This window comes from Candidatus Thiodiazotropha sp. AKIB8 (assembly GCF_058244675.1).
Window position 1 is genome coordinate 1 of record NZ_JBSYOO010000033.1, and the last position, 22,506, is coordinate 22,506.

The 22,506-nt window shown below is 48.9% G+C and carries 20 protein-coding genes and 1 pseudogene; 4 read left to right on the forward strand and 17 right to left on the reverse strand.

The genetic code is table 11. The annotated features are described in order from the left end of the window. Positions 1 to 258: 258 nt before the first annotated feature. The 6 genes from AC4IFB_RS09855 to AC4IFB_RS09880 are packed head-to-tail and all read right to left on the reverse strand — an operon-like array spanning position 259 to position 4,818. On the reverse strand, positions 259 to 894 hold the full coding sequence (locus AC4IFB_RS09855) for a tetratricopeptide repeat protein (protein WP_490775644.1): 636 nt from the start codon (positions 892 to 894) through the stop codon (positions 259 to 261). Continuing rightward, positions 891 to 1,697 carry an SDR family oxidoreductase gene (locus AC4IFB_RS09860; protein ID WP_490775643.1) on the reverse strand — a complete coding sequence of 269 codons (807 nt, stop codon included), beginning with the start codon at positions 1,695 to 1,697 and terminating at the stop codon, positions 891 to 893. Before AC4IFB_RS09860 ends, AC4IFB_RS09855 begins: the two co-directional genes overlap by 4 nt. A 1-nt stretch (position 1,698) precedes the next feature. Continuing rightward, on the reverse strand, positions 1,699 to 1,962 hold the full coding sequence (locus tag AC4IFB_RS09865) for a hypothetical protein (RefSeq protein WP_490780070.1): 264 nt from the start codon (positions 1,960 to 1,962) through the stop codon (positions 1,699 to 1,701). Positions 1,963 to 1,973: 11 nt separating this feature from the next. Then, the gene (locus tag AC4IFB_RS09870) at positions 1,974 to 2,651 is read right to left on the reverse strand and encodes an iron-containing redox enzyme family protein (RefSeq protein WP_490775641.1); all 678 of its coding nucleotides are present in this window, start codon (positions 2,649 to 2,651) and stop codon (positions 1,974 to 1,976) included. Next, entirely contained in the window at positions 2,648 to 4,147 is a 1,500-nt protein-coding gene (locus AC4IFB_RS09875) for an AMP-binding protein (protein ID WP_490780071.1), read from the reverse strand. The genes AC4IFB_RS09870 and AC4IFB_RS09875 overlap by 4 nt, the downstream gene beginning before the upstream one ends. Then, positions 4,144 to 4,818, reverse strand: a complete 675-nt coding sequence (locus AC4IFB_RS09880; protein WP_490780072.1) for a thermostable hemolysin — start codon at positions 4,816 to 4,818, stop codon at positions 4,144 to 4,146. The genes AC4IFB_RS09875 and AC4IFB_RS09880 overlap by 4 nt, the downstream gene beginning before the upstream one ends. 309 nt (positions 4,819 to 5,127) lie before the next feature. Between AC4IFB_RS09880 and gorA the strand changes: the two genes are divergently transcribed. The 3 genes from gorA to AC4IFB_RS09895 all read left to right on the forward strand — a co-directional run bounded on the left by gorA (position 5,128) and on the right by AC4IFB_RS09895 (position 8,578). After that, positions 5,128 to 6,480 carry a glutathione-disulfide reductase gene (gene gorA / locus AC4IFB_RS09885; protein WP_490780073.1) on the forward strand — a complete coding sequence of 451 codons (1,353 nt, stop codon included), beginning with the start codon at positions 5,128 to 5,130 and terminating at the stop codon, positions 6,478 to 6,480. Between the two features lie 45 nt (positions 6,481 to 6,525). Further along, positions 6,526 to 7,113 carry a hypothetical protein gene (locus AC4IFB_RS09890; RefSeq protein WP_490780074.1) on the forward strand — a complete coding sequence of 196 codons (588 nt, stop codon included), beginning with the start codon at positions 6,526 to 6,528 and terminating at the stop codon, positions 7,111 to 7,113. A 1,018-nt stretch (positions 7,114 to 8,131) separates the two neighbouring features. Next, positions 8,132 to 8,578 carry a VF530 family protein gene (locus tag AC4IFB_RS09895; protein WP_490775636.1) on the forward strand — a complete coding sequence of 149 codons (447 nt, stop codon included), beginning with the start codon at positions 8,132 to 8,134 and terminating at the stop codon, positions 8,576 to 8,578. Positions 8,579 to 8,806: 228 nt separating this feature from the next. Here AC4IFB_RS09895 and AC4IFB_RS09900 read toward each other — a convergent pair. The 7 genes and pseudogenes from AC4IFB_RS09900 to murJ all read right to left on the reverse strand — a co-directional run. Next, positions 8,807 to 8,983 (reverse strand): annotated as a pseudogene (locus AC4IFB_RS09900) (transposase); the annotation flags it as partial. A 64-nt stretch (positions 8,984 to 9,047) separates the two neighbouring features. Then, the gene (locus AC4IFB_RS09905; RefSeq protein ID WP_490780075.1) at positions 9,048 to 9,656 is read right to left on the reverse strand and encodes a hypothetical protein; all 609 of its coding nucleotides are present in this window, start codon (positions 9,654 to 9,656) and stop codon (positions 9,048 to 9,050) included. Positions 9,657 to 9,798: 142 nt separating this feature from the next. Next, positions 9,799 to 11,004: an exo-beta-N-acetylmuramidase NamZ family protein gene (locus AC4IFB_RS09910; protein WP_490780076.1), complete on the reverse strand. Its 1,206-nt coding sequence runs from the start codon at positions 11,002 to 11,004 to the stop codon at positions 9,799 to 9,801. An 86-nt stretch (positions 11,005 to 11,090) separates the two neighbouring features. Continuing rightward, positions 11,091 to 11,558 carry a signal peptidase II gene (gene lspA, locus AC4IFB_RS09915; RefSeq protein WP_490780077.1) on the reverse strand — a complete coding sequence of 156 codons (468 nt, stop codon included), beginning with the start codon at positions 11,556 to 11,558 and terminating at the stop codon, positions 11,091 to 11,093. 12 nt (positions 11,559 to 11,570) lie between these two features. Continuing rightward, on the reverse strand, positions 11,571 to 14,393 hold the full coding sequence (gene ileS / locus AC4IFB_RS09920) for an isoleucine--tRNA ligase (RefSeq protein WP_490780078.1): 2,823 nt from the start codon (positions 14,391 to 14,393) through the stop codon (positions 11,571 to 11,573). A gap of 400 nt (positions 14,394 to 14,793) precedes the next feature. Beyond that, complete coding sequence (gene ribF, locus AC4IFB_RS09925; protein WP_490780079.1) at positions 14,794 to 15,729, reverse strand: bifunctional riboflavin kinase/FAD synthetase; 936 nt, start codon at positions 15,727 to 15,729, stop codon at positions 14,794 to 14,796. 343 nt (positions 15,730 to 16,072) lie between these two features. Beyond that, positions 16,073 to 17,614, reverse strand: coding sequence for a murein biosynthesis integral membrane protein MurJ (gene murJ, locus AC4IFB_RS09930; RefSeq protein WP_490775701.1), 1,542 nt, complete (start codon positions 17,612 to 17,614; stop codon positions 16,073 to 16,075). 264 nt (positions 17,615 to 17,878) lie between these two features. Between murJ and rpsT the strand changes: the two genes are divergently transcribed. Beyond that, a complete protein-coding gene (rpsT, locus tag AC4IFB_RS09935; RefSeq protein ID WP_490775630.1) occupies positions 17,879 to 18,139 on the forward strand; it encodes a 30S ribosomal protein S20 in 261 nt (86 codons plus the stop codon). 223 nt (positions 18,140 to 18,362) lie between these two features. On the opposite strand, the gene AC4IFB_RS09940 is transcribed toward rpsT, so the two are convergent. The 4 genes from AC4IFB_RS09940 to AC4IFB_RS09955 form a co-directional block, all read right to left on the reverse strand. Further along, positions 18,363 to 19,229, reverse strand: a complete 867-nt coding sequence (locus AC4IFB_RS09940; RefSeq protein ID WP_490780080.1) for a CAP domain-containing protein — start codon at positions 19,227 to 19,229, stop codon at positions 18,363 to 18,365. Positions 19,230 to 19,490: 261 nt separating this feature from the next. Continuing rightward, entirely contained in the window at positions 19,491 to 20,300 is an 810-nt protein-coding gene (locus AC4IFB_RS09945) for a hypothetical protein (protein ID WP_490780081.1), read from the reverse strand. Positions 20,301 to 20,385: 85 nt separating this feature from the next. Further along, complete coding sequence (locus AC4IFB_RS09950) at positions 20,386 to 21,726, reverse strand: (Fe-S)-binding protein (RefSeq protein WP_490775627.1); 1,341 nt, start codon at positions 21,724 to 21,726, stop codon at positions 20,386 to 20,388. A gap of 183 nt (positions 21,727 to 21,909) precedes the next feature. After that, the gene (locus tag AC4IFB_RS09955) at positions 21,910 to 22,275 is read right to left on the reverse strand and encodes a hypothetical protein (RefSeq protein WP_490780082.1); all 366 of its coding nucleotides are present in this window, start codon (positions 22,273 to 22,275) and stop codon (positions 21,910 to 21,912) included. Positions 22,276 to 22,506: the final 231 nt, after the last annotated feature.

A 22,506-nucleotide genomic window follows, 5' to 3' on the forward strand; every position in this document is an offset into this window, starting at 1 on the left:
GGGGCTCGTGCTGACTCCCGAATTAAATTGATCTGTAGGGTGCGGCCCTGCCGCACCATGTCCAACTAAAAACCAAAACCACCTAACAAGTCGGTGTAGAGACGCTGGTAATGAACAAACTATCTGGAGTTTTTTAGTGAATGATCACCCTGATGGTGCGGCAGGGCCGCACCCTACGATTCATCATGTCTTTTAGTGGGGCATGGCCCTGCCGCACCCTATTATTTGAGAGATAATTACCAGCAAATATTCTTCAGACTATTGCATCGCTAATTTAACCTTCTTCAATGCCTCTTCAATCTCTGCACGGCGACCGGCATCTGCAATGGGCCTGCTTTCACGGGCAGGTGCTGCCAATGCGCGCTTTAATACTTCTGCAGCTTCGTTGTACTCCCCTTCCTGCAGTAGAAAGTCACCATAAAAATAGTTCGGATCAATGCCATTTGGATTAACAGCCAATGCCTTCTTCAGATAACTTTTTGCCTTCTCATCACTGCCGAAGCCGATCGGCCATCCGGGCACCTGATAGTAGAGACTGCCAAGTGAGGTATAAACAGAACCATCCAGCACATCAGGATCGAAGGCTTCTGCCCGCTCAAGCAGTTTCTTTGCCTCCTTAACCAGTGACAGTGCACCTAAACCGCCTTTTTCTCCGGCCAGTGTCGAAACGATGATTGCTTGCCATACAATAGGCTCTGCTGCACCAGGATTATCCTTAACCAGGGTTTCCGCCTTTTCACTGAGCATTTCCAGTGCTTCGACCCGCTGATCCGCCGGCATCTGATATTTAATTTCCGCCCAGCTTTCGCTTATAGCTAATACTTCGGGTGACATTTCGGCTGCAGCATTCAGGGCACCCAGGGCAAATAGTATGAGTAAGAACAACTTTTTCATGACACACCTTCTTTCGTAAAAGCCATCATTTTATGATTCTGTTTTTTCAACGCGCCATCCACCACTCTCGGCAACAAGGCATTGATACGGACAAACAAGGACTCGGGAAAACCCAGATAGACATCTTTGCTGTCTTTAACGATCGCATCCACAATCTTTGCGGCGACCCACTCCGGTTCATCCATATTCATCTTCACTGCATCAGCCATGCGATAAATTGCTGAAGAGTTAAGTTTGGTTTTAACACCCCGGGGAGCGACATAGGTAACGCCAACGCCTGTACCTTCCAACTCACGTCGTAGTGCCTCTGAAAACCCGCGCAAGCCAAACTTACTGGTTGAGTATGAAGCAAACCAGGCAAAGGCGATAGACCCGAAGGTTGAACCTACATTGACTATCTGCCCACTGCCCTGATCCATCATTCTGTTTACAACCTGCCGGGCCAACTGCATTGGTACCAGGGTATTAAGTTGAATGATACGGTTAATCATCTCCGGATCTTCTTCAGCAAAAGGCCTAAAGCTGAGCAGGCCAGCATTGTTAATTAATATATCAACACCACCCAACTCCTTTATTGACTGGTCGATTGCATTCGAACGCGCCTGAGCATCAAGCAGGTCAACCGGAAACAATAGTAATTTTGAGGATGCCCCCTCAACCTTGTCTACAACTTGCTGCAATGCTGATTCGTCTCTTCCCAACAGTGCCAACCTGGCACCTTGTGCAGCCAACTTCTGAACTACTTCAGAACCGATCCCGCCACCAGCACCGGTTATAATAATTCTTGCACCCTTAAGTTTCATCCTATTCATCCTCCTGAATATTACCATTAGAAGGAAGGGATAAAGCCAGTCGATCTTCATGGCCAGCAGCCAATTCAGACCCCTCCTGCTTGCTTTTCACAAAACGAAAATAGGTTTGATTTGAAAGAAGGAAGTGCAGGCCCGCATAGATAACCCCAGTAACCATCAGAATCAATACGATGATCATTGCCCATTCAAGCCACTCCAGAAGATAGCTTGGATCAATAAACCAGGGCATGACATTTCCGAGCATTATATTATTCATAGATGCCACCTCTAAGCCGCTTCGACAGCGTTGTTTAATACCAGCGGAAGATTGCGGAAAATATCGCCGTATAACTTGTAGAAACGTTTCGCTGTGTGTATCACGAAACGACGGTCATCCTCACTTTCTAGACGATTAACCAGGTTTTGATAAAACTGCATATGGGAGATATCCAGTGAACCGTGGCTGGTCAGGTAGGTGAATGCTTTGTCCGGCAGATTGAGATTAGCCTGGGTTGCCTTGGCCGCTTTGGTTGCAAGTTCAATACTGGTTCCTTCCAACACCAGCACCATACCAAGGAAACCGATTGGATTGCGTCGCTGAACAATATCGTATGCATAGGCACACATCAGTTCGGCAGACATCCCCGGTGTCCCATGACGGACGGCTTCTGGATCACCACCACAGACTTCAATATCATTTAAAATCCACTCCTGATGACCCAGCTCCTCTTCAATGTAGTGCGCCATAGCATCACGCAGCCACTCCATCTGATGAGGCACTTTGGAACCACAGGCCATCAACAGAGGCGTGGTGTGCTTCACATGATGGTAGGCCTCAGTCAGAAAAGCGATATAGCTCTTTAGTGAAAGCTCACCTTTTGCCCCATGTTGGACAAATGGTATTTCAAATAGCGCCGCCCGCTCCTCTTCGGTCTCGGCTAACAACTGGTTAAAAAAATCACTCATGAGACAAGTTCCTCTAGATAGAGCGCATCAATGCGCTCCTGATAATATTGATAAATGGATTCTCTACGGAGTCGGCCGGTACCGGACAGTTGACCGTTCTCTATGCCAAATGGACTATCTGCAATCAGCCATTGTGTAATGCGGGCATAGTCAGGCAACAGCGCATTGACCTGTTCGATTGCTGCCTCGACATCGATATCTCCTGCACTGGCTGATGGGTGGATGACGGCGCAATTCCAGGGTCTTGCTTCACCAAATATTGCAGCTTGTGCAATCGCCGGTTCCATCACCAACTCCCGCTCAACCCACTCAGGGGAGACATTGCGGCCATAGGCCGTTATAAAAACATGCCGACGACGACCTTGCAGATGCAGGAAGCCGTCATCATCGAGAAAACCAATATCCCCGCTATGCCACCAGCGCTTACTTGATTCCTGTTTGGAATCACCCAGATAGCCGGTAAAACAGTTTCCACTGATCAGAACCTCTCCATCATCAGCAATCTTCAGCGCCACATGTTTGAGTGGCTTACCGACAGAGCCCAGACGCTGATCCCCAAGGCGATTCAGGCATACGACAGATGAAAATTCAGATAATCCATATCCCTCATAGACCGGCAACTGTAATTCAAGCGCTTGCTGTAGCAACCGCTTGGATACAGCGGCTCCACCTAAAGCAACGAAACGAAGCTGCTCAGGATAGGGGGCACCGGCATTGAGCGCTGTAACCATGCCCTGCAACATTTGTGGACTGAATATGGCAGTGGTGGCGTCGTAACGCGTCATTGTATTCAACATCTTCTGCGCATCGAGTCCAGCTGCACCCAGCAGACCGGTATCCCTGAGTGAGGGTAGCGCTACACTGGCACCTGACCATAGTGGAATATAGAGACCTGCGATATTCTCAAGCAAAACAGCCATTGGCGTCAGAGCCACGTGTCGGTCACTGGTAGACACATCAACCGCTTCAGCCAGGGATTCAACCACCTGCTCCATATGCATCCACTCGAGCATCACCCCCTTGGGTTCTGCAGTTGTGCCTGATGTGAAGGTGATCTTTGAAATAGTGGACGGCAGGTTCTGTGGTGGAAGAGCAGTCGCCAGGCACGTCAGGGTGTGGCCACATAGTTGCAAATTCTGCACTTCAGAGAGGGAGAGCTGAGGCAGACTTTGCTGCAATCCCTGACCATTATCAGTAATCACCATCTCCACCCCAGCCGCTTTCAAGGCATGCTCAAGCTGCGTATGAGAGAAGAAGGGGGGGAGCGGCACCAGGGTGATACCACAAGAGATGGCAGCCAGGTCGAGCAGTGCCCATGCAGGCCCATTGTCCAGGGCCAGAGCGAGCGTTGAGACCTGCAAGGCCCGCAGCTCAGCTTTCAAACGACTTAAACTCTGTTGTAGCTCTGCATAGGTTATCTGATCCTCACCAGCTACGATTGCGGGTGCATCAGGCTGTTCAAGCGCATACTGTGAGATGCGATCAAACAATTTCATGCCACTTGGCTCCCAGCCTGCTCAGCATTCTGCCACAACTCCAGCATCGGCTGCTCCTGCTCGCAGAGAGACCGCAGCACCTTGTGGCCATGGGCGATATTACCCGCCATGACTCTTGGCCTCTGCTCGTAGTAGCGGCCCCAACGGAGCTGCTCGTCATCAGGTAGACATTCAGCTTCAGCCTCACCCAACTCTATGAGTTCCAGCCCCAGGCGATTAAAGGCATTAATCAAAGCCGGACCGATCGTGAACAGGGCCCACTCAGCACCTGAATTTGAAAGGTAAGCGGTCAGCGCTGTAATCAGCCACCGCCCTCCCCCTGCTGTAGCGACAGCGAGATTGCCAACCTCGACCAGTCTAGCCCTGTCCACAGGCATCCTTATTTTGGAAGCTAAAACCTGCTCAACCGGTTGATTTAAATAGTTTTCCAAAAACAGTGGATCTCTATCTGCATGACAGAAACCAAGCACTGCCATCATCTTATCCTGCTGATCACTGAGACTCATCAGCAACGGCATAAAGTGATGAATATCAGCACCATAGTGCTGCTTGAAACACTCTTTGACGAACAGTTCCGCACTGCTGCGTTTCGCCATACCCGGCTTTATTGTTTCGACAAGCCTGGGTTGAGGACCCATGGTAATCTCATTACGCTTCCTTACGTTGGCCATTTCACTACTCCAGTAATTTAACTTGGCGCCTAGAGTAAAGAGCGAGTCTTAATCGGATCTTAAAGGGGAGGAATTAATTTAGTGAAATGCCAGTGATTCAATAGAGTCAGCCGACAGAATGCACTGAGAACAGTGCTATTATTGTTGCAGCAACTCGTCCTGGTTAGTTATTCAACCTAAACCTACTCGCAATAACCGGGCACTTCATCAAAGACAATGTGTCTCACTCATGACCCGACTCAACCTATACAACTGCATTTCACTAACTCCGAATAACTGGGTCCGTGCTCATAACAGAAGAGGAAACCGATGACCAAACACTATGACTTAATCGCTATTGGCGCAGGTAGCGGCGGACTCTCTGTGGCGGAGCGGGCAGCGAAGTATGGCGCAAAATGCGCAGTCATCGAGGCCAAACGAATCGGCGGCACTTGTGTCAACCTCGGCTGTGTACCGAAGAAGGTGATGTGGTATGGCGCCAGTGTTGCCCATACCCTGCATGATGCAGCAGATTACGGTTTCGATATCGATATCAACTCATTCTCATGGAATACGCTTAAACAGAAACGGGATGAGTACGTTGCAGGCATCAATGGCTGGTACCACACCTATTTGAAAGATTCAGATATTGATGAAATCGACGGCTACGCCCGATTCGTAGATAGCCACACCCTCGATGTCAACGGCAAACGGTTTCATGCCGATCATATTGTTATCGCCCCTGGTACCTACCCCCAAATCCCTTCAGTGCCTGGCGCTGAACATGGCATCACGTCGGATGGTTTTTTTGCCTTGGAGGAGATGCCAAAGAGGGTTGCGGTAGTCGGCAGCGGCTATATAGCCGTTGAAATCGCTGGCTTACTCAACGCTCTGGGCAGTGATGTAACCCTGCTGCTGAGACGTGAGCATCTGCTGCGGCCATTCGATGCCATGCTACGTGAGTGCTTGATGGAAGAGATGATCGATGCAGGCATCAATATCGTTACCTCATCCCAAATTGGTGAAGTAATCAAACAAGAGGATGGAGGTCTTGACCTGATCTGTGCCGACACAGGACAGCTCATTGGCCGATTCGAGCAACTGCTTTGGGCCATTGGACGAGCGCCGGCTTCAAATGGATTAGATCTGGATAACGCAGGGGTAGTCACTGATGAGCATGGATATATCCCAACCGATGAGTGGCAAAATACCAATATATCTGGCCTATACGCTATTGGTGATGTCACCGGCAGAGCCCAACTGACACCTGTTGCTATCGCTGCGGGGCGTCGCCTTGCTGACCGACTCTTCGGTGGAATGAAGGAGCGAAAGCTTGATTATGATTTAATTCCAACAGTGGTCTTCAGCCACCCTCCAATTGCTACTGTCGGACTGACTGAAAGCGAGGCGAGGGAGATTCACGGTGACGCGGTAAAGATCTACCAATCACGATTCACACCGATGTATCACGCCTTTACCAAACACCAAAGCAAAATGGCTATGAAGCTGGTTACTGTTGGCGCCAAAGAGAAAGTAGTGGGCTGTCATGTGATTGGTATGGGGGCTGATGAGATGCTGCAGGGTTTTGCTGTAGCGATGCGGATGGGTGCCACGAAAAAAGATTTTGATGACACCATAGCCATTCATCCAAGTGCCGCGGAAGAGTTGGTAACCATGCGCTGAGAGATATTCGGCAATCTTAACTAGCACATTTTTCATGGAACGAAAATGACTAGAGTTTTACCTCCCGCACTGCTTATTTCAGTAGCTTTTCATCTGCTATTGCTTTGGCTCATAGCCAATAGACTGGAGTTTAATCACGGTGAGTATATTCCAACAAAGCGCTCTCAAATAGAGGTTGCAATAATACATCAGAAGATAGAACCATTTAACAATCACGAACGAACTGCTTTGCCGAATACTGAAACAACTGAAACTATTACGCCAAAGTCGCAGAGAAAAAAGCGACCAGCACCATTAGAGCATTCAAAGCAAAACAAACATCACAGCAGTTCGCCTGACACATCAAAGCCCAGAGTAACCTCAGCTCAAATTATCTCTTCATCATCAGAGATGATCGACAAACTCTCCAGCGATGAAAGTATTCAAACCACTACGCAAAAGAAGGACTCAGTATCTGCAATTTTAGATCGAGCTTTAAATCCAAAAAGAGAACCCCCAGGCATCACAACCCAAGCCGATGGCACAACAAAAGTGGTCACTGAAAGTGGCTTTACTTACTGCATAAAGCTCTTGGAGGATTGGAGGATAGTCGACCCTGCAGATGACATACGGGCTTCAATGTCCTGCAATTAGGAGTATTAAGACCCCCGAAAATCACTAAAGCGATTTACTTGACGGTATGTAGTAGCATGGTTAATTTTGCCACCTGATTATAGGTGATATCATAAACATGTAGGACGCCCTAACAAATTAAAATAATATTTCAGGACTCCTTCAAGTTTGGTACATACGATGCCGGATGGCGGGGCGTCAATCTCAACTCGTAACGTGCAGCATGGATACTATGTAGGATGCGGTGAGGTACGAACCGCATCATTGTTGCTTGAGAATCGCTGCATTCTGCTATTGATGCGGTTCGTGCCTCACCGCATCCTACATACTATATGGGAAAGATATTGTAGTGGCGTAATAAATTTGGCCACCAGATTATAGGTGATATTATAAATATGGAGGACGCCCCAAATAATTTAATAATATTCAGGATCCTTTCAAGTTTTGTTCATACGATACCGGATGGCAGGACGCCCTTCTCAGCAGTCACCCTTCGAAAAGATTATTTAGATTTGACTCGCCCATCTGAAATTTTTTAACTAAAACTGATTTAGACAACCGTTATTACAATTTCATCTCAACAGAACAAAATGGAAGCCGAGAATTTTCTAATAGCCATCACTAATGTTTCTTGTCCTAAAACATAGAACGTTATGACTGAGACCACCCAAAAACCGTTTAATAATAATCTAATATAAAATGCTTATTGGCGACCATTTGTTTTTCCACAAGTTAATTTTTACGCTGATAGCTTGGTCAATTATTTTGCTTGCAGCGCTTGTCATCGATAAGGTTTTTAGATTTAAAGTCGATATATCTAAATCACTATGACTATACGATACCCCCCTTTGATAGAGATAAAATCAACGCGATGTGTATATCGTTAAGTAAAAGATAGTAGTAGCGAATTGTTTATTGATAACTAAGTTAGTATGTACGCGACAATGCAGGTATCATGATAGGGATCTGTGTAGCTACATCTTAACTCTACTGTTATGGCTATAATACTACTACTTACCTCCTTGGAACGGGCAATCATATGAGTAATGAGATCAACTACAAAAACAATCCCCTTCACGGTGTAGGCTTGAAGAAGTTGTTGACTGAAATTGTAGATCAGTATGGTTTTCAAATACTCTTTGCCTATTTAAATATCAATTGTTTTAGAAAAAATCCAAGTATTGATTCCAGTATTAAGTTTTTAAAGAAAACAGAATGGGCGCGTGAAAAAGTTGAAAATTTCTATCTATATCAGTTTAAAAGTTTACCTAGAGCATCGACTGAACAATTTTCATTGCCACCAAGAGATCGGATTATTCCAGAAGATCAAACCCCGGGAGATCCCAGGGAACTGAGCTTAGAGGATGCTGAACGGTTGCGCGAAAAGCATACAAACAAGTCAGTTGCACGAGAAAAATCAGCGGGGCAACGCTCGCAAAAGAGTGTAGATCCATGGGCGAATTGGAAAAACAGATCTAAGAAATAATACCACTAAAAATCAGCACCAAAGGTAACCGCTCCCTACATATCAAGGCAGGATACACTTGAATCATCCGTCCTTTCAGTCTCAATCCATTCAACTATGCGTAGTAATAGTCAGTGTGAAACCCCGCTGCTGTATAAACCAGTCCGAAGCAGGTGAGGCCCGCGTAGCAGGCAGCTGATCTGGTGGTGGTATTCTGATGTTTTTTCTTCGCCCTATGTATTGGGGGTAGCCCTTGCCACGCTTGACGTGGCGTCACTTCAACACGGTAGTTACTATTGGGCGCAAATATCCCCTGAATCCGTTCAGGTTCACTCTTGGCTTGGGAACCAGCGCTGTCAGCTTGGCAATGAAATCCAGTGGTTCAAATGTGAGATGGGTTGTACCATCACTGTTGGGCGTATTAAGCTAGGTCGCTCCTGCAGATGAGATGCGGGTTTCAATATCCTGCAAGCAGGAGTGTTAAGCCACTTCACTCCTTTTCGGAAAGGGTAACCCGAATATCATCCACCCAGGCAGTACCTGCGTCATTCAATACTGCGGTAACCTGCAAATAAGCCGTATGAGCCGGGACAACGCCTGTGGCTTCAACTCGCTGCCAGTTGTTGCTGCCCGTGATGACTTCTGTACTGATCTTGCGAATGAATTTTCGATTGGCTTTTCGAAACACCAGATTGAGGTCAAATCCATCCGGACCCAGGTTTTCGCTCTTAACCATAGCGGTCAGTTTGATGGATTTACCCGTGGCACTATCGAGCGGCAACTGCTGCTTGATCATACCCCAGGCTTGAACTTGCTTTCGTTCGATACGGTAGCTGTTTTTACCATCGGTACTGCTGGTGGTATCGATGGATACTGCGTACGCCTGTACTCCCGCATGTTGTGAAAACCCCCAGCCTTGAAGTTGTTGCTCGGATTGTTCGAAACTCGGGTTTTTCAGTGGCAGCGAAATGGCTTGCGATGGCTTGGCATCCTGTTGTTGTGACGAGCTTCGACGCAGTAGTTCACTATCATCGCCACAGGCGACAAGCATTAATTGTGTGGCGACTATCAAAGAAATTGAAAAGGTGTTGTTATTCATGATCGGTTTCCGCTACCTCTACCAAGTATTAAGGCATATCCAAGCAATAAAAGTGTTGTTATATCAAGCAGAATATTCTGTTTTGACTGGCACTCAAGATTCTCTTTTAAAAAGTCAAAATATTAGCTTACCAAGCTGAAGCTCAATAGAGTTTTATTGCTGCTATTGCCTCACGCCAAGCCAATTCATCCTGAGTTGCAATTTGCTCAAGATCACCCGGCTTCGCATCAGATTCATCAACCCATTCCCGAAGCAGACTGGAACCATTGATAAGATCAATAGCGAGGCGATCGAACTCATACTCATAAGGAAAATCACGCCAAAGCGGATAGTCTGGCTGAAGCTGCCGTAGCGCTTTGAAAGCCAGCGCTTGCAGACGCCAGGGTTTAAACTCACTATGTTGGTAGTGGTTAGCTGTTTCCACATGAATCTGTACACCCTGAGAGAGCTGAGCAACATGTTTGTGGAAGGTGGGCTCAAACCAGCATGCTCTTAACAGACAGCCATTAAGCCATTGCGGTGCTATCTCATGCATGGTGCGAATTAAGGCCGAAGCATCGATATCAGGCGCACCGAAGAGTTCCAACGGCCTGGTGGTGCCACGCCCCTCCGAGAGGGTTGTTCCTTCAAGCATCACGGTTCCAGGGTAGCATCTGGCCATCGACAGGTTGGGGGCATTTGGACTGGGATTGATCCAGGCACGCTCACCCAATGGCCAACCGTAACCCGGTGGTGATTCAGGTTGCCAACCGGTCATGCTCACCACCTTGCAATCCACATCGATGTTGAAATGATCAACGAACCACAAAGCCATCTCACCAAGGGTTAGTCCGTGGCGCATAGGCATGGGACCGGCACCGACGAAACTCTCCCAACCCTCACGCAACATTAGACCTTCCACAGGCCTGCCTAGCGGATTGGGACGGTCAAGAATCCATACCGACTTGCCATGCCTGGCCGCGGCTTCGAGCATATAGCGCAGGGTTGTGATAAAGGTATAGATGCGGCACCCAAGTTCCTGCAGGTCTATAAGCAGCAGATCAAAGCACGCCATCATCTCATCGGTTGGGCGACGCACCTCCCCATATAAGCTGAAGATAGGGATACCAAGACGAGAGTCATATTCATCCTTTGACTCCACCATATTATCCTGCTTGTCACCACGCAATCCGTGCTGAGGGCCAAAGGCAGCAGTAAGTTTGATCTCTGGCAGCTCAGCCAGGGCGTCCAGACTATGGGTCAGGTCAGATGTGGTTGAGGCAGGGTGAGCCAACAAGGCAACGCGTTTGCCTATCAGGGGACGCCGTAGCGTGACTTCCTCTATCAGGCGATCAATTCCAAACTTCATACCAGGTCAATCCTTACTCAGCGGTTCAGAGAGATACAGACTGGCGATGTAACCAAGTATATCAACTACAGAGATGGCCAAGTCGATCAGGCGCGCTTTTTTGCCAGCACTAGGGCATCGTACATCATGACTGCCACCCCGAGAGTGATTGCAGAATCGGCAATATTGAATGCCGGCCAGTAGTGCTCCTGGTAGTGGAAGTGAAGAAAATCGATCACATGTCCAAACAGAATGCGATCAATAACATTGCCCACAGCCCCCCCGATAATTAACGAGAGAGAGACAGCAACCCACTTCTCCTGCTGTTTCAGCCGCCATAGCCATAGCGTCAAAACAGTAGTCACAATGATCGCCAGAATTGTGAAAAACCACCGTTGCCATCCGCCCTGCTCACTGAGGAAACTGAATGCTGCCCCTTTGTTGTAGAGCAGGGTCAAATCGAACACAGGCATCACATAGACCGACTCATAGAGAGTCAGCATTCTCTTAGCAATCTGCTTCGTCGCCTGATCCAGCACTATCACCAGAACTGAGAGCCACAACCAATTGATCATCACTAAATCCCTTTAGGTAAAGCGCCTTGGCTCACCATCACCGGAGACATTCTCCACACAGCGACCACAGAGTTCGGGATGCTCGGTATTAGCACCCACCTCTTCTCGGTGATGCCAGCAGCGGACACACTTTTCATGTGGTGACGGTGCGACATGAATACCAATACCCAGTTCATCATCCAGCACAACCTCTTCCGGTTTTTCATCCAGAGGCAGAATGTTTGCTTCTGAAGTAATCAGCACGAAACGCAGCTCATCCTGCAACTGCTCAAGTACCGACTTCAAATTACCATCACAGTAGATCGACACATCAGCATCCAGGGATGAGTTGCCCGCTGCACGGAAAGACTCCATTCCCTTACTCACTGATTCGCGCACATTTATGATCTGCTGCCAATAGTCAGCATTGAAGCGGTCATCTTTTCCCAGGGGAGTAAGGCCTTGATACCACTCTTCAAGAAAGACACTCTCACTGCGCTCACCGGGAATCGAGCGCCAGATCTCTTCACCGGTAAAACTCAGAATAGGCGCCAACCAGCGCACCATTGCCTCGATGATATGGTACATGGCGGTCTGGCAGGAGCGCCGGGGCAGACTGTCAGCCTGAGTCGTATACTGGCGATCCTTGATAATGTCGAGATAGAAGCCACCCATCTCATTGACACAGAAATTATGAATCTTCTGGTAGATAACGTGGAATTGGTAATCCCCAAAGGCCGCAACGATCTCCTGCTGCAATTGCAGGGTACGATCCACAGCCCAGCGATCCAGCTCGATCATCTGTGCCGGTTCAACCAGGTTCTGCTTTGGGTCGAAACCATTCAGGTTGGAGAGCAGAAAACGGGCGGTGTTACGAATCCGGCGATAAGCATCAGCAGTACGTTTGAGGATTTCGTCAGAGACGGTCATCTCATTGCGATAGTCGGTTGCAGCCACCCAGAGACGGATTATGTCTGCACCCAGATTCTTAATAACCTTCTGAGGAGCTACCACATTTCCCAGGGATTTTGACATCTTGCGCCCCTGGGCATCCACGGTAAACCCATGGGTCAACACAGATTTATAGGGTGCGCAGCCATTCATTGCCACAGAGGTCATCAGTGAAGACTGAAACCAGCCCCGATGTTGATCCGAACCTTCCAGGTAGAGGTCGGCGGGAAAAGTCAGTTGCTGACGGGCATCCAGAACACAATGGTGTGAAACCCCAGAGTCAAACCAGACATCCAGAGTGTCAGTCACCTGCTCATAGTCGGCAGCATCATCTCCCAGGAACTGCTCCTGATCCAGATTGAACCAAGCCTCGAAACCTTGAGCTTCAACCAGTTTGGCCACTTGTTCGATCAGACTTGATGTATCTGGGTGTAGCTGTCCATTCTGTTTATGAATAAACAGGGTGATCGGCACCCCCCAGGTACGCTGACGAGAGATACACCAATCAGGACGATTCTCAACCATCCCCTTGATGCGTGCCTCACCCCAGTCGGGCATCCAGTTAACTTTTTCGATCTCTTTCAGAGCCGATGCCCTTAAACCATTATGATCCATGCTGATGAACCATTGGGGTGTGGCGCGAAAGATAATCGGCGTCTTATGCCGCCAGCAGTGCGGGTAACTATGGCGCAGCCGCTCTTCATGCATCATGGCCCCCCTCTCCTGCAGCACTTCGATAACCTGCTCGTTGGCAGATAGCACATGAAGGCCTGCAAACAGATCGGTTCCTTCAACGAAACAGCCGTTGCCGCCTACTGGATTGTCCACCGCTAGCTTGTAACGCATGCCGACCAGATAGTCATCCAGGCCATGTCCAGGTGCTGTATGTACCGCACCTGTACCTGCCTCAAGGGTGACATGCTCGCCAAGAATAACCGGCACCTGACGATCATAGAACGGGTGTTGCAGCAGAAGACCTTCAAAAGCCTCCCCTTTGGCGTAGGCCACGACGTGATAGCGCTCCACACCGTAGCGATCCATGACGTCTTTGAGCATATCATCGGCAATCATCAATCGTCGCTTACCTTGATCATCCTCAAACTCAACCATCGCATATTCAAAAGAGGGGTTGAGTGCCACCGCCTGATTGGCGGGTAGTGTCCAGGGTGTGGTTGTCCAGATCACAAACGAGACCGGCCCCTCACCGCCACCTTCAGGCACATGGTGACAGCGCTCCAGCAGAGCAGCCTCGTCCACCACCCGGAAGGCGACATCAATGGCAAAGGAGTCTTTGTCCTGATACTCAACCTCAGCTTCTGCCAAAGCCGAACCACAATCGGTGCACCAGTGAACCGGTTTATAGCCCTTCTGGATGTGGTCATTGTCCACAATCTTTCCAAGTGAGCGAATAATATCTGCCTCAAACTGGTGATCCATGGTGAGGTAGGGATGATCCCAGTCACCCAATACACCAAGACGGATAAAATCCTGGCGCTGACCATTCACCTGCTTTGTTGCGTATTCACGACACGCCTTGCGAAACTGACCAGTGGTGGTTTTCTTACCCGGCTTGCCGATCTTTTTCTCGACCTGCAGCTCAATCGGCAGACCATGGCAGTCCCAACCCGGCACATAGGGCGCATCATACCCATCCAAGGTCCGACTCTTGACGATGATGTCTTTGAGAATCTTATTAACAGCGTGACCAATATGGATATCCCCATTGGCATAGGGGGGCCCGTCGTGCAGGAGGAAGGTTTTTCGCCCGGCAGAGACCTGACGGATCTTTTGGTAGAGCTTCAACTCCTGCCACTTTTTTAATGTCTCCGGCTCACGCTGAGCAAGATTCCCCCGCATAGGAAAATCTGTTTTCGGAAGATTGAGGGTCTGCTTGTAGTCGCTCACTGAGTGCTACCTGTTGGGGATGCAAAAAATAGGATATTGAAACTTAAAAACGCCTCTGGCGCAAAGTTTCAATAGATAATACCTGAATCCGTGGGTTCAGAGCTTGCGCTATGTGCCGTCATGAACCCACGGATTCAGGTAATAATTAAACATTAAGGTAACACAGTTTGGAAAGGGTTCTGTCCGTTGCTGTGCATGATTGATCTTAAGGCCACATCAATCTACCAGAAAATGGCAACAATCCGTTCGCCATTTTTACTTTTTTGAAGGGCCCAGAGTGGTGTAACAGGAGTGCATTCAGCAAACGAGATTCAGGATCAGGGAGTAGGTGGTTTCGAACTCTCTCTTCCTGGCGAATGTCGGAGGGTATGGCCCAACCGCACAAAACCCAGTCATACAATCAATCCACAGACACCAGTAGAGCCCGGGCCTGATCAACATCCTGCCAAATCTGTTGGCGCAGCAGCTCAAAAGAGTCAAAACGCTCCTGATCACGCAGCTTGTGTACAAACTCCACCGAGACATGCTCACCATAAACTGAGCGATCAAAATCAAAAAGATAGACCTCAAGCAGATAGCGGGGATCCCCCTCCACCATCGGACGCACACCGATGTTCGCCACCCCCGGCAGGGGTTGAGATTCCAGTCCATCCACCTTCACTGCAAAAACCCCATCCAGAGGGCTGACCTGTCGGTGCAGATCCACATTCATGGTTGGAAAGCCTATGGTTCTTCCCCGCTTGGCCCCATGCCCCACCCGGCCGCAGATGCGGTAGGGACGCCCCAGGCACTGAGCCGCACCCTGCAGATCCCCCTGAGTCAAAAGCTCCCGAATAAGTGTGCTGCTGACACGATCGGCATCCAGCCGGAAGGTATTCATGTTTTCCACTTCGAAGCCATGCTGTCCACCAGCAGCTTTCAGCAGATCAAAATCCCCTTCCCGACCATGCCCAAAACGAAAATCATCACCCACTGAGAGAAATCGAACACCCAATCCCTCTACCAACAACTGCTCAACAAAATCCTCTGCCGACATGGAAGCCAGACGCTTGTTGAATTCCAATACAACAACACGCGTTATCCCCGCATCTTCAATTGCTTGCAGCTTCTCTCTCAAACGAGTCAGCCGGGCAGGCGCTTTGTCACCCTGGAAAAACTCGCGAGGCTGAGGTTCGAAGGTAACCACAGTCGTCGGTTGACCCAGTGCTTTACCCTTCTCTATCAGATGATTGAATACCGACTGATGCCCAAGATGTACCCCATCGAAATTACCGATGGTGGCGACACAGCCATGATGGACTGCTTTCAGATTGTGTAGACCGCGAACCAGTTGCATATATTAACCAGGCACCTTAACAGAAACCGCTCAGAATCAAGCAGTCGATTATCCTAAAAAGATCAGTTGGACGGCGTGAAGTGTGCGCTTGTGGCGGTGCAGGGCAAGGCGCAACGACGCGGAATAGCCCGCTATTCCAAGGAGTTGCAACGCCGCCATGTGCCGCCACAAGCGTGCAATTCACTCTGTAGCGTGATTCACCCAACAGGTGACCATGACCTTCGAAGCTATTCTTTATCAAAATCAGAAACCTGCTATTAGAATGGAGCGGTCAACTGATTTTTTTTGGATTATAGGCCCTGCTGCATCTTTGGGCATCCCTATTACACAGATTGAGATGGATTCAGCTTTTTACAGATCGAAAATGGCTCGGGCGGCCACCCAGCAGGAAAAACAGAAGAAAGTAGAGCAGCATAGCAACCGTTATCAATCCGGTAAGACGGCCCGCCCGACCCCAGGCCGTAGCCTCCAGCCATCCATCTATCGCCCCAGCACCCCACCAGAGCAGCAACCCCATTGCCAGAGCAGACAGCGCGATACGTAACAGCAGCACGGGCCAGCCCGGCTGGGGTCGATAGATTCCCTGCTTTATCAGGGCATGATAAAGAAGGTAGGCATTGAGCCAGGATGAGAGCGTTGTCGCCAATGCCAGCCCAGCGTGGGCCAGGGGAAAGACCAGCAATAAGTTCAGAGCCATATTCGCGGCCATGGCAATGATACCGATTCTAACTGGCGTCTTGGTATCCTGACGGGCATAAAAACCTGGCGCAAGAATCTTGATCAGCATGATGGCCATCAGACCCGGCGTGTAGGCCATCAAACTCAGGGTAGCCATATCCACATCATGACTACCGAAGGCATCGGAATAGAAAAGCGTCGCCAACATTGGCCCAGCCAACATAAACATTCCTACCGCTGCCGGAATACCCAGAGCAAGATTCAAACGCAATGCCCAATCCAAGGTGTGAGAAAACTCAGTGGGCGATGACTCAGCGTGTTTGCGAGAAAGGTTCGGCAGAATAACCGTACCCAACGCCACACCCAGCACGCCAACAGGAAACTCCATCAAGCGATCTGAATAGTAGAGCCAGGAGATACTGCCACTGATTAAAAACGAAGCAATCAGCGTATCCAGAAGGAGATTGAGCTGGCTGACAGAAACACCAAACAGTGCAGGGATCATCAAGCGCATTACCCTTACCACGCCGGCATCCTTGAACGCTATTCTCGGCCTCGGCAGTAACCTGATCTGCCTCAGAAACGGTATTTGAAAGAGGAACTGAGCGATGCCAGCAATCAGCACCCCCCAGGCAAGGCCGACAACCGGTTCATCCATCATTGGCGATAACCAGACTGCACAACCAATCAGCGACAGGTTAAGTAATACAGGGGTAAAAGCGGGCACCGAAAATCGGTTGTGAGCATTCATGATACTGCCCGCAAAGGCGGTCAATGTAATGAAAAACAGATAGGGAAAAGTGAGATAGAGCATCTCCACAGTCAGCTCATACTTACCCTCGTTTTCATTCCAGAAGCCAGGAGCAAAGATCATTACCAGGATCGGAGCAGCAACCACCCCGATCAGAGAGACCAGCAGCACCACAAGCCCAAGCGTGCCTGCCATATCGTCGATAAAGGTCTTCAGCTCCTTCTGAGAGCGTTGGGTGCGGTATTCGCTGAGCACCGGCACGAAGGCGACAGAGAAGGCGCCCTCAGCAAACAGACGGCGTAAGAAATTGGGGATTTTAAAGGCGACAAAGAACGCATCAGTCGCCGCATTTGCGCCAAACATCCGCGCAAGCACGAGATCCCGCACAAAACCAAGAATGCGCGACAGCATGGTATAGCTGCCAACAGCAGCGAATGAGCGAAAAAAAGAGGCCAGAATCTATTCCTTTCAATCTGTCTTGGTTAAACCTAATCTAATAGCAGGTTTCTGATTTTGTTGAAAATAGCTTCGACGGTCATGGTCACCTGTTGGGTGAATCACACTGCCCAACTGATCTTTTCAGGTTAAAGCCCCGCCTGTCGAAGACCTGCCGGGCGACCATACCAGTAGAAACAACTTAGATCAAAGATGTTGACAGGGACAATTTTTTTGGAGAGAATGCGCCCCCTTTGAAAAGCTAGTTTCTTCTAGGAGAGAACCTTGGCCAATTCAGCCCAAGCAAGAAAGCGCGCTCGCCAAGCCGACAAAAGTCACAGCCGTAACCAGGCTCAGCGTAGCGAAATGCGTACCCATATCAAGAAGGTTGCCAAAGAGATTGCAGCCGGATCAAAAGAAGGCGCGACAGCAGCTTATAAGCTCGCTGTGCCGGTCATTGACGGCGCCGTCAGCAAGGGACTTATCCATAAGAACAAGGCTGCTCGCCATAAGAGCCGCCTGAATGTTCAAATCAAAGCCCTATAGCTGATTTTGAAAGTCTGGAAATAAAAAAACCGGCCTTTGGCCGGTTTTTTTATAGTCCCGAACAAGTTATTCACCAGGCGGTTAGCTCTCTCGTCTGCTTACCATCCCATGCCCAACCTCTTCTATGTGCAGGGGCACTCTGGCTCACCCTCTCCTCATTGTAACTGCATGCTCCCATCAAGGCGCCTGCAGCAGAGCAATCCCTGCTGCATAGAGAAAAACCTCAAGCAGAAGCTCTTCTCTTACGACTCATGGCGATCAAGCCAAACAGACCTGAACCCAGTAACCAAAAAGCACCAGGCAGAGGCACAGGGGCTGGCGCCTCGACTGAGTCTCCACTCGCAAAATGCTGAGTCCAATAGGTATATAACGGGAAAGTAAACTCCCCTTCCCCGTCCAGAAGGATCGGGTTACTCGCATCCACAAGACTATCCGTTGAATCCCAAACATAACCTACGCCCAGGTCATCATACATACCGTTTAGAATGGCATTACGATGACCACTACTCCCCATCCAGCCAGCAGAACCGTCCTGGGCTACATACCAGTCATCCCAGTCATCTCCATCCAGGCCACTACCCAAATCATCCCAGCCCGCTGCAGTAACATTGGAATTGGTAGTGAAAAAGGCATTTATCTCTTCAAAACTTTCAGTGCCGTACATCACATCATGTGCAGCATCGATAGCAGGCGAGGGGGTGTTGAACTGGGTTGGCGCACGACCCTGTCCCGCAGCGATATTCTCACCCCAGCGGTTATAGTCATATCCGCCATCACTGATACGCTGCGCTGGGCTTTGTCCAGCATTAGGCCCTGCCAAAGTGGTATGACTGAAATAGTTGTAATCCGCCATCGACTGGGAAGTTGCCAAGGCGGAATCGTGTAGGCGTTGATCCATTTGAACCGGATCGAGATTATGAAACCCACGTTGCAGGTTTACCAGGTCAACAACAAACAGCTCTTCTGGTATCCATGCTGCTGCATCCACACCAAGTGGAGCAATCAGGCTTGCCCCCAACAGCAACCCAGGTAACAGTCGTCGACCAATTAAACAGGCTTTATTATCTTTCTTTTCACCACGAACCATCATGATATTTCTCTCCTTGAGTTCCATATATCATGAAATACTTTCTAACTAAGTATTTCCAAATTTTCAACAATGAGTCTGGCATGCAGCGCCGTCAGAAACAAAGACCATGGATCCATATTACGTGATAAACAGCACAGTTCATCTATTCATATCAATATGGACTTAAAAAAACCAAAGCCGGTGACATCCGGCATATCTCATACTGAATCTTTAAAAACACCATTCAGTAATACTAACATGTCAGCTCATATCGCTTTTTTGCTAAAGTAATTTTTCATACTCTTCAAGCTTCTCTTCTGCAATGAGCCGTCTTTGCTCCGCCTCTTCTGCTTTAACGCCATCGGGGTATTGATTGAGATAGCCGTTAATTTCACCCATCACAGCATTAAGGTAACGCGCCTTGAGTGAAAGCTTTTCTGCATTTTCGTACTGTTGCCACTTTTCCTCAACATAGGTATAAGCTTGAATATCCTTCTCAGCTTTGGCTGCGGATTTCCAATATTTTGACAGCACCTTGAGTTCGTCATTATCTGGAAACGCGACTCGTGCGTCATCCAGATACTGAGTGACAGCAGTTGCATTCTCCATCTCTTTCTGGCTAAAGAACTTGACCAACTCTGCTTCGGTGTCGCCAAGCATGACAACACCCATTCTATCGAAGTGCAACCAAGACCGTACATGCAGCATAGCACCATCGCTAATTGGCGCATCAGCATGCAACTCATACATATCAGTTTTATCGAGCGGCTTAACACTGAAACCGATCTTCTCACGTTTGACCACCACATCGAGATGGCGAAGCTCCAACTCAACAGAGTTTGGATCGAACTTCTTTGCATAGACAACAAGTTTCAGAGCATCATCGCCGCGAGCAGCAAAAGGGATCTCATTAGCGTAGTTAAAGTCTACGAAGTCGTAATCATGAGAATACGACTCCACTTTGACATAGCCGTTCGATGTAACAACATAAATACCATAGCTATCAATAGAGTCGATTACTTTTGCCAAAGCGGTTGAGACACTGGCAATCATGAGTAAACCGCCCAACAGATACTTTAAGACCCTAATCACCTAACCACTCCATTTAAATTAAAAAAACAGGTAACGTATGGTAACAAAAAGAGCTCAAACACACCTCTTCAGTAGACATGAAACATTAAATCGACAGCCGGGATCTAAGTAACTGTGACAGATGAATAGCCTTTCTATCTGACACCTCATCAATCTGATGACGACAGGAGAATCCATTCGATACCACCACCGCATCCGGTTGCTGCTGTAAGGCAGGCAGTAGCGCCTGTTCAGCCATCCCTTTGGCCATCTCGGCATGTTCCGCTTCAATGCCAAAACTACCTGCCATACCGCAGCAGGCCACTTCCATCATTTCAAACCTAAGTCCTGGCACCTGCTTCAACACCTTACGCATCGACTTCATTGCACCAACCGCCTTTTGATGACAATGGCCATGTACCAGAATACTCTCATCATCTGAAGACTCACTTCGCCAAGGCAACTGAGCCTTTCCCGAGGTCAACTCTTTTGCCAGATACTCCTCGAATAGTAGCGACTGACTGGCAACTACTTTCGCTGCATTGCCCAGCCCCAACGCACTGTACTCGTCCCGTAGCGTAAGCAGACACGAGGGCTCAAGCCCTATGATGGGTACGCCTTCCTCAGCATAGGGCAGCAGCACATCCAGTAACTGTTGAGCCTGTTTACGCGCCTCATCCACCCGACCCTGGGATAGGTAGGTTCGACCACAACAGAGAGCGGATGAACCAGCCTCCCCGCCACTCCCACCAATCAACCTCACCTGATTACCAGCAGCATTCAAAACTTCCACTGCTGCGACAACAATCTCTGGGGAGTAGTGCTTGCAGAAGGTGTCCGCAAACAGAACCACCGTTTTGTCACTATCCGCTTTCTGGGTGATCTGATGTAAAGAATAAGCAACTGGTTCAGGTAAGGTTACTTTTGCACTGATCCCCAGAAGACGTTGCATCAGCTTCGCAAACCACTGATGTCGGTTGCGATAGCTGGTCAACCTGGCAAGCGAGGGGTAGTTGGCAAGCAGTTTCGGGAGATCTGAAAAAAGACGCGCTCTCAGTGAGAGCCCTTTTGATGCATTGAGCTGTGCCAGGTATTCGATTTTGATGCGGGACATATCCACATTATTTTCACACTCCCGCTTGCACCCCTTGCAGCTGATACAGAGATCCATCGCCTCAACCAATTCTGATTGCAGAAATGCTTCACTACCCAGGTCACCATTCAGTGCCGCTTTGAGTAAGCGCACACGTGCTCCTGTTGAAAGCGCCGAATCCTCATCCAGTCGAAAACTGGGACACATCACACCTCTGCCACTACTCTCGCATTGGCGGCTGTTGATACAAACGGCTACCGCCTTGGCAAAATCACCACCATATTTGGGTATATCAGCATAGGCATCCCCCATACCGGCATCCGTATATTCGGACCAGTCAAGGTAGGTTTTCATATTTGATTTCTCGTCACTCTGCAAATGAGTTAGGGGGGATGCAAGAGAGATACCACCGTACTTTTACTGGGTAAATCAGAGATCCAGCCCTTAATCTGTCAGCTTTACTACAAATAGAGCGCTCTTCACGACAATTCGTTAACGAAGATCGAGCAGCGTTTGCTGGCCTCCAGGCTCAAGATCTTATTTCTTATTCTTGACCAGCGAAAGTACACTTCTTACACCGGCTGACTTATCCTCTCGGTATTGCCACTGCTGTGCCAGGCTTTGAGTGAGAAAGTCGATTCGCTTGGTATCAATAGCGTCTCTCACCACCTCAGCCACCATCTCTCCCACGGGCACATCACTCTCTGTATCCAGAAAATGTTTATGGTAGATGATGGTTATCTTTCCCCAAGCCTGTGGACTGAGGCTGAGAATGAAATCATTACTGAAAGAGTCAGCAGCGCTGGCCAGACACTCATCCACCAATATCGAAGCATCCCCCAATTCAGGGGCCCAGAGACGGATAGAAGCTGCAGCCTGATCACGAAGTTTATCCAGGTCCATAGCCCCCCCATTTGGTGCCAGATTAATCTCAGCTTAGCTGAAAATATCGCTCTCTATTTTTTCCCGCATATGATCCTGGGATCGCCTCTCTAATTTAAAGCGCAGGTAATCTCCAGCAGCAGCTGCCCCCACCAAACCAACCTTTTCCCAACCTAGTCACTCTACTCTGTGCTAACAGCTGGGGATTCCACCCCTGAATATAAAAGACATAACCCATCACCAATTGTGAGG